The sequence below is a fragment of the Victivallis sp. genome (assembly GCF_048170485.1).
Classification (GTDB): Bacteria; Verrucomicrobiota; Lentisphaeria; order Victivallales; family Victivallaceae; genus Victivallis.
In genome coordinates this window covers 1-7,360 of the sequence record NZ_DBEXAY010000175.1, presented here as the reverse complement: position 1 = coordinate 7,360, position 7,360 = coordinate 1, and the positions used below count along the sequence as shown (strand labels likewise).

The following is a 7,360-nucleotide window of genomic DNA, read 5'->3' as shown; positions in this document are numbered from 1 at the left end:
CGGCGCATCGGAATTCCAGAGATTCTCCGGCACGCTCCAGCCGAACGCCGCCCGCGCCGGGGCGACATCGCCCCGCCGGAAGAGGAACATCGCCAGCCGGTCCGAAAACTGCGCCAATGGTTCCGCGGCGTAGTTGAAGGTGCTGCCGCCGACGAACCGCAGATTCCCCTCCCGGGAGTGGGACCAGGCGAACTGGTAGAGCGCGTTCCAGCCCTGCAGTGCGGCATATCCGCCGATCATTGGCCCGCCTTCGGAACGGAAGCGGTTCGGCGGGCAAAACTTGAATTCCGTGATGCCGTACGGCTTGTTGAAGAGGCGCGGAGCAAACAGCAGCAGAGGGACTTCATTCCCCAACCGGCTGATGGCCGAACGCTGGTAGAACTGGTTGGGCAGTCGCCACAGATTGACCGGGAAGCTCGGGTGATCGTGATATTTGTGATTGTCCACCACATCCAGATCGTTCCGGATCAGCGCCAGCGGCACCCGGTTCTGCATGTTCAGATCGGTGCAGAGTGCAACAAGTTTCAGTTCATTCTTGAGAAAATTCATCTGATCGAGAATGCATCGATGCTGGCGTTCGTAGAGGAATTCGCGGAACCGCCGGTTGACCGCGGGATCCGCCTTGCCCGCCGGTTCGCCGGGATATCTTTCCGCCATCCAGCCGGGGAAGGCCTTGCGATAGAGTTCGCCGATTTCCGGCACCGTATTCCAGCAGAAGTCGAGGTTGTTTTCGTTGGCGAAGCTGACAACATAGAGGGCCGGATCCTCCGCCCAGCTCATGCCGGTGTAGGGGTTGCGATGGGTGAGCCAGCGGCGCGCGAACTCCTTCCAGTTCCGGAGTGCGGCGGCGGAAATGGGCAATAGCGCCTTCATCTGGAATGCCGGATTCTCCAGAACCGCTTCCGGAATTCCATCTCCGGCTTTGATGCGGCGGCTGCAGTAGATGTCGGTAGTGAGGTAGATGCCCCGTTTTTTCAGTGCGGCGAAGAGATAATCCAGCTTGTCCAGTTCCGCCGGATCGAAGGTGAGGCCGTCGTTTGCGCCGCGTCGAAGCAGGCCGCCGTCATGGTGGTGGAACCGTACCGCATTGAAGCCCGTCTTTGCCAGCCGGTCCGCCAGCAGATCGGCCTCTTCGTGCGGCAGATAGTTGGCGGAGAGGCAGAGGTTGGTACCGACAAACCGGATTCGTTTCTCCGGCGCCCGTTCGAAGGTGAAGTTCCCCTCCGGCGACACCCGGACCGCACCGTATTTCCCGGCGGGAGCGTCCAGCTGATTCGAGAAATCCAGCGGAGACCCTGGAACCACATCCGGCAGGAAGTCGAGTTTGATCCATTCGCGGTTTTCTACGATGTAGGTGGGTTTCGCCAATCCTTCCGTCGGTTGACGTTTCTCGCCGAGTGCCGCGGCGGCGATCATCCAGCAGCACTTGGGATTTTCCATCCGGAAGGTCAGAGACACCGGATCGTTCCGGCGCAGTTCAAATTGGGAGAACCCCAGCCCGATGTAACTGGAACGGTTCTCCGCCGACCAGGCGATGAGAGAATTGGCGAAGTTGTTCAGCTCCCACCAGTTCCCGACGTCGCGCCCATTCTCCACCGGAATCTCCTGATTGGAACCGTCGGCAAAGGTGACGGCAAGAGCCCCGGCTTTTTTGCCACCGGGCCACGCCAGTGCGTGCAGCAGAAAGAGCCACCGTCCGGAGCCGGAGAGTTTCACCGTCGCTTCATGCGGAAACTTCCGGCCGAGCACCACCGCCGAACGCCCGCCGTTTCCGGCGGGATCGACGACGGTGAAATCCACGCCGCCGACAGTCAGTTTCCCGGGCTTGAACATGCGCAGGTCGTTGGCGGGACCCTGATCGGTCCAGCCGCCCCGTCCATCGCCGGCAACTTCGTCGATAAATCCCATATTTGCCGCAGGAGCGAGGTTCACCGGCTGTGCGCCGAGCCGCTGCAGTTCAAATTTTGCCGTGAACTTCGCTTCGGTCAGCTCCCCCTGCGACGGCGAGAAGTAGAGCCGGACGGAGTATCCGGGCAGATTGTATTTCCGGTTGTCCTGAATGCGCAGGATATAATCGCCGGTGATGCTCAGATTTGCGCCGCTGTCGAGCGGAAATGTGACGGTGTGGACCCGTCGGCTGTTTACCGGAACCCAGCGCTTCTCGTCATATTCGGCACGCAGTTCGAGGTTACGGCCGTCCACTTCGATCTGCCGCGCACGGGGGGAGAGGGCGAACTCCACGGCCAGCAGCAGGGTCGGGAACGGCCGGTCGGAACAGAACTGCGCGGAGTACCGGAACGCCGCCGGAGTGAGCGGCTCCGCCGTCACCCGGAGCTCTCCCAGACCAAACTTGCCGAAAACGGTGACGACGCCCTCCCGGAAGGTCCGTTTCGTTCCCGGGGAACTGCTCTGGCGCGACCACTGCCAGCCGGGAGCGGCGTGGACCACCGTAAAGGGCAGAGTCTCGATTTTCAGCACGCCGCTCTTTTCCAGCCGGACCCAGTCGGGGAGTTTCGCCGCGCTTCCGCCGCGTTCCAGCCGGAAATCGGCGGTAAGACGGAAATTTTCCAGTCTTCCCTCTTCCGGCGCGTAGTAGAAGCGGACCGCAAAGGGAGCCTTCATTCCGGCATTGAAGCGGCGCTGATCCTGAATTCTCACCACGAAGCTGCCGGTCACAGTCCAGACGGAACCGTCGGGGAGCGGCATGGAGAATTCCTCCACTTTTCTGTTGTTGAAAATCACCCATTTCTTCGCGTCAAACCGCGGTGGGAGCGCGATGTTCCCGCCGTCGATTGAGACGTTCGCGATGCCCGCCGGAATCTGGAACTCCAGAAAGAGCGCCTGTGTCGGCAGTTCGGCGGATGCGGAAAATACCCCATCGTAATGAAGCTTGTTCTTCCCGGCCGGGGTAAATGTCTCTCGGAATTTCGCTCCCTGATACGCCCCTTCGGCAGTGAGCGTGCCCGCCTCGTCGGCAAAGCGGACCTTCCCGGCGGAACGCAGTGAAGTCTGCTTCCAGCGGGGCGAGAGGTGGGTGAGCGACAAGGCGGTTCCTCCCATGCCGATCCGCCCGTTCTCATTGCGGGAAAACCATCCGGGCAGGTCTGTCGCCGGAAGCAGGGAGGCGGCAAACAAGATCAGCGATAAACATACCTGTTTCATCGATTACATCCTTTCTTTTCGTCATTTACAGAGGAATATTTCCTGAGGCACCGGGCTGGTACTCCTCGTGAGCGTTGAAAGCAGTGAGGTTCACGCTCGTCATCGTACCGTTCATCCAGTAATGCTGAAGGATCGCTTCCGCATGGCCGTCGAGAAACGCGGCTCCGTTACCGGGCTGATGCGCTCCGGTCCGTGTGACGGAGAATGAACCGTATCCAGTCCGGCTGGGGCGGAAATAGAGGTTGTAATCGTAATTTCCGGTAACGGTATCCAGCGTATCCATAAAGAGAATTTTGGCCGACGGGGTTTTGATGTTTACCAGTTTGCGTCCACGTGTCCCTGAACGGTCGGTGAAGAGGCAGCCGTTCAGCCACTTGCCGCAGAAAAAATCGCGGTTTACCCCGTTTGTTCTGGTATATGGCAGCCGTGGACACTCCCAGACTGCCGCCTTCTTCTCGCGGCTCTCATTCGACTGGGCGGCAAGATATTTGCCGAGCAGATTGGGGATGGTTCCTCCGCTGTAAGCGAGCTGCGAGAAGTCTCCTGCTCCGTTTCCGCTGATGTACGGCAGAAAATTTCCATTATCATCAGTATACGAGGTCATAGCCAGCATCAACTGCTTGGTGCGGGCGATACAGTCTATGTTCTTCGCGGAGTCCCGTGCCTTGTTCAGCGCCGGCAGCAACATGGCGGCGAGGATTGCAATGATGGCAATCACAATGAGGAGTTCAATCAGAGTAAAAAATTTTCCGTCCCACACGGATTTCTTTCGCCAGCCTGAATCAAATTTTTTCGCCATACCTCATTCTCCTATGGGTTCCTGAGTTTTGAATTAATTATACCGTATTCTGACGAAAAAAACAATCTCCTTAAAAGATACAAAATAGATACATATTGAAAATACCGGCACTTCATCTGCGCTGAATTGATTGACATCGGACGAAAAATCGCTTATATTTAGACACCGAGTGCAGAATAACAGCTGAGGTTCCGCATGGCGAATTCGATTCAGACACCGGGAGATTCCGCTCCGCCCCTGGAGATTGCCCGGAACGCGGCGACGAAGGATCCGTGGTTCACCTGGGTGATCTGTCGTCTGATTCCGGATGAAATGTTTGCGCGGCAGCTTTCCATCCTGAACAGTGGAGAAATAGCCCGGCTTCTCCGGCGGCGGACGGATTCCGTGAACCCTGCGTCGCCACTGCCCCGTTACATGGTGCTGCACAATGTGCTCAAAGAGTATATTTTCTCTCCGGAGGGGCGTATGGCGGGGCGCCTCCCCACCGAGGAGAAACTTGCCGCCTTTTTCGGCGTCAGCCGCAGAACAGTGCGAAATGCTTTGGAACTGCTCGACGCGGACCATCGTATCTGCCGGATCAAGAAACGGGGAACATTGCTGGCGCCTGAGATTGCGCCAAATGACCCCCAGAGCCGCCAGCAGAAAATCGGCGTGGTTTTCCCTGCCGCGGGGAACGGCTGGCCGGAGTTCTTTCCGGAGCTGGAGCGGACGGTCGTCCGGCTGGGATATGCGTTCCGGTTGCGTCGTTATCCCTGGTTCAACCCGGGCGAGGAGGCGCAGGCGATTCGGGTCATCCGCCGGGAGTGCGAGGGCATGATTCTGTATCCCGGGTTGAAGGAACGGAGCCGGGAACTGGTACGGCAGCTGGTTGAGGAGAAATATCCGCTGATTCTCTTCGATCAATGCCGCCTCGACGCCAGCTGCTCCACCGTTTCGCTGGACCATTTCTACGGAGCGCATCAACTGACTTGCCGCCTGCTCGCACTCGGCTGCCGCCGGCCCGCACTGATTCGAATCGCTGATCGGCTCCCCTCTGCGGAGGAGCGGGCGCTGGGTTATGCTCAGGCATTGAGTGAGGCGGGGCTGAAACCGAATAAGCGAATCTACCGGATTGACGAAAACTACTCCCACGAAAGGTTCTTCGAATTCATCCGGAACTCCCGCTGCGACAGTCTGTTGTTCACAACTCCAGGTGTCCTCTACCACTATTCGTTCTCGGCGCCGCCGCTGGTAGAGTTTCTACGGCAGCGGAATCTCCCGACCGCGGCGTTTGATCTGAAGGCGGAGGCCTTCGAGAACCGCCCGTTCCTCCGGTTTTCTGCGGTCCAGCCACAGCGGGAACTCGCCTCACGGGTGATTGCAGAACTGACGCTGATCATGAACTCCTCGGTCAGCCACCCCACCCGGATCTTGATCGCACCGAACATTCTTTCGCGCACCGAGCTCTTCCCGTAACGAGAAAGTTTTATTTCTCCAGTTGATTCAGGAGCATTTGAAATCCGCGCAGAATCCGGGGGACTCCTCTTCCGCACCCTGTCGGCATATCGCCAGAAAAATCCGACTCAACGGCAGGAAAATCAGAGCAATCAGCACCGGCCACGTCCGCGCGTAGATTCCAGCCGCCACCAATACACCCAGAAAGCCGCAGAGGAACCAGTTCAACCACCGCAGATTCAGCGGCGCCGCAACAACTTGAATCCGGGAACCGCGACCGTTCCTTCCCGGCTCCACCGTCAGATGCAGCCATGCCCGCAGGGTGTTCTGCATATAACGGTACGGAATCAGCACGATCCCTTTTGCAGTCCGCCAAAAGAAGAAATTCCGGAATTCACCCGCGCCGAAGAAGGACCAGCTCCGGCACGCATTCCGCAGCCGTTTCTCGAGCTCGTCCGGCGGCAGCAGACAGCCGAAGACATACGTGCCGTAAGGAGAAAAATAATCCTTCGCCATGATCCACAAGCCCCCGTGATTTCCATGCAAATAAAATAGCATCTCTGCCAATGGATTGCAAAAGCGTTTCCTAACTCACCTCTCCGGGCGAATCCTCCGGCACGCACCCCGTCTCGCTCCTCCCGCTCCACGGCCGGTCGCCGCTATGCCGTCGGCCTTCCAACCGATTTTCATACTTTTTTTCGGCAGGGTATTGACATCGATCAGAATTTTTGCTATAATATAAACAGAAAATTATCTAGATATAAAATTGTAAGAACGGAGCATTGAATGACAGGAACTCCGAAATATGTACAGATCGCCGAGGTGCTCCAGCGCCGGATTGCGCACGGAGACTACCTTTCCGGCGCGTTGCCGGGAGCCCCCAAGCTGATGCAGGAGTTCGGGATCAGCTACATGACCACCCGGCAGGCGATGCAGAAGTTGATCGACGACGGCACCGTAATCCGGGCCGCCAACGGACGGCTGGAGGTTCCCGGCGCACCGGGGGACTCGCCCAAACTGCGGGTTGCCTACCTCCACCACAGCGCCATCGCCCTCTCCGATAAATGGCGCAACGCCATCGCCGGAGCCGCCTGCAAATATGGGTGCAGTTATCAGGATATCCCCTTCCGCTACAGCGAGGACGCGGTGGTGTACGAGACGCTGGATCAGGATTTCGATATGATTTTCTTCAATATCAGCCCGCTCCACCCGCTGCTGCTGGAGAAACTCCGCCGCCGCCGCGACCGGATGATCTCTCTCTTCAACGACCTGACCTGCTATGGCATCCGCTGTTTCGACGGAATCAACATCGAAGCAATCGGGCATCTGGTGAAGTTTCTCCACCAGCGCGGCTGCCGGCGCATCGACTTCTTCACGGTGGAGCCCAATCTCAACCGCCCCTCCTCGCGTCAACTGCCGTGGGAACGGGCTCTGACCAAGTACGGTTGCACCGGCATGGTCTGGGATGACCGCACGACTCCCCCCGAGCCCTCTCTCGTTCACGCGATCCACTATGCCGATCGGCTGGTGCGGGCGGGGAAGCTCGACGGGGCCGATGCCATCTTCTGCACCACGGTTGAAGCGACCCGCGGCCTCATTCGCGCCCTCCGCAATCATGGGATTCGAGTTCCGGAGGATATCGCCGTGGTCTCCTTCGGCAGTCCGGAACAGGCCCGCGTCCACACCCCGTCGATCACCATTGTGAACACCCCGGACCTGATGCCGCTGGTCAGCAAAATTTACGAACACTATCTCGGCATCACCCCGGCTCCGGAACGGCTCTACTACCGTTTCGAGCTGGAGGACCTCTCGCCGGAGGAGGTGCTGTGGATCGGAGAGTCCACCGCGGCGGATTACCATCAAGTCGCCGGACGGAGAATTTGTTTTGCTCCCCAATGCAGTTTCTCTGGGGAGTTGAATGTAGCCTCTGCGGAACCAGCCCCTGCTCTTTCGGAGAAGAAAAAT

Annotated in this window: 5 protein-coding genes; 2 read left to right on the top strand and 3 right to left on the bottom strand. The window is 58.5% G+C overall.

The window, feature by feature from the left end; genetic code table 11:
- On the bottom strand, nucleotides 1-3,162 hold a 3,162-nt coding region (locus ACMLHG_RS09175), incomplete at its 3' end, for a hypothetical protein (RefSeq protein ID WP_417170298.1).
- A 25-nt stretch (nucleotides 3,163-3,187) separates the two neighbouring features.
- Complete coding sequence (locus ACMLHG_RS09170) at nucleotides 3,188-3,961, bottom strand: prepilin-type N-terminal cleavage/methylation domain-containing protein (protein WP_417170297.1); 774 nt, start codon at nucleotides 3,959-3,961, stop codon at nucleotides 3,188-3,190.
- 195 nt (nucleotides 3,962-4,156) lie between these two features.
- Between ACMLHG_RS09170 and ACMLHG_RS09165 the strand changes: the two genes are divergently transcribed.
- A complete protein-coding gene (locus tag ACMLHG_RS09165; RefSeq protein WP_295808727.1) occupies nucleotides 4,157-5,416 on the top strand; it encodes a GntR family transcriptional regulator in 1,260 nt (419 codons plus the stop codon).
- A gap of 27 nt (nucleotides 5,417-5,443) precedes the next feature.
- On the opposite strand, the gene ACMLHG_RS09160 is transcribed toward ACMLHG_RS09165, so the two are convergent.
- The gene (locus tag ACMLHG_RS09160) at nucleotides 5,444-5,911 is read right to left on the bottom strand and encodes a hypothetical protein (RefSeq protein WP_417170296.1); all 468 of its coding nucleotides are present in this window, start codon (nucleotides 5,909-5,911) and stop codon (nucleotides 5,444-5,446) included.
- Nucleotides 5,912-6,181: 270 nt separating this feature from the next.
- On the opposite strand from ACMLHG_RS09160, the gene ACMLHG_RS09155 reads away from it, so the two are divergent.
- Nucleotides 6,182-7,360, top strand: a 1,179-nt coding sequence (locus ACMLHG_RS09155) for a substrate-binding domain-containing protein (protein WP_417170295.1), incomplete at its 3' end; no start/stop codon positions are given.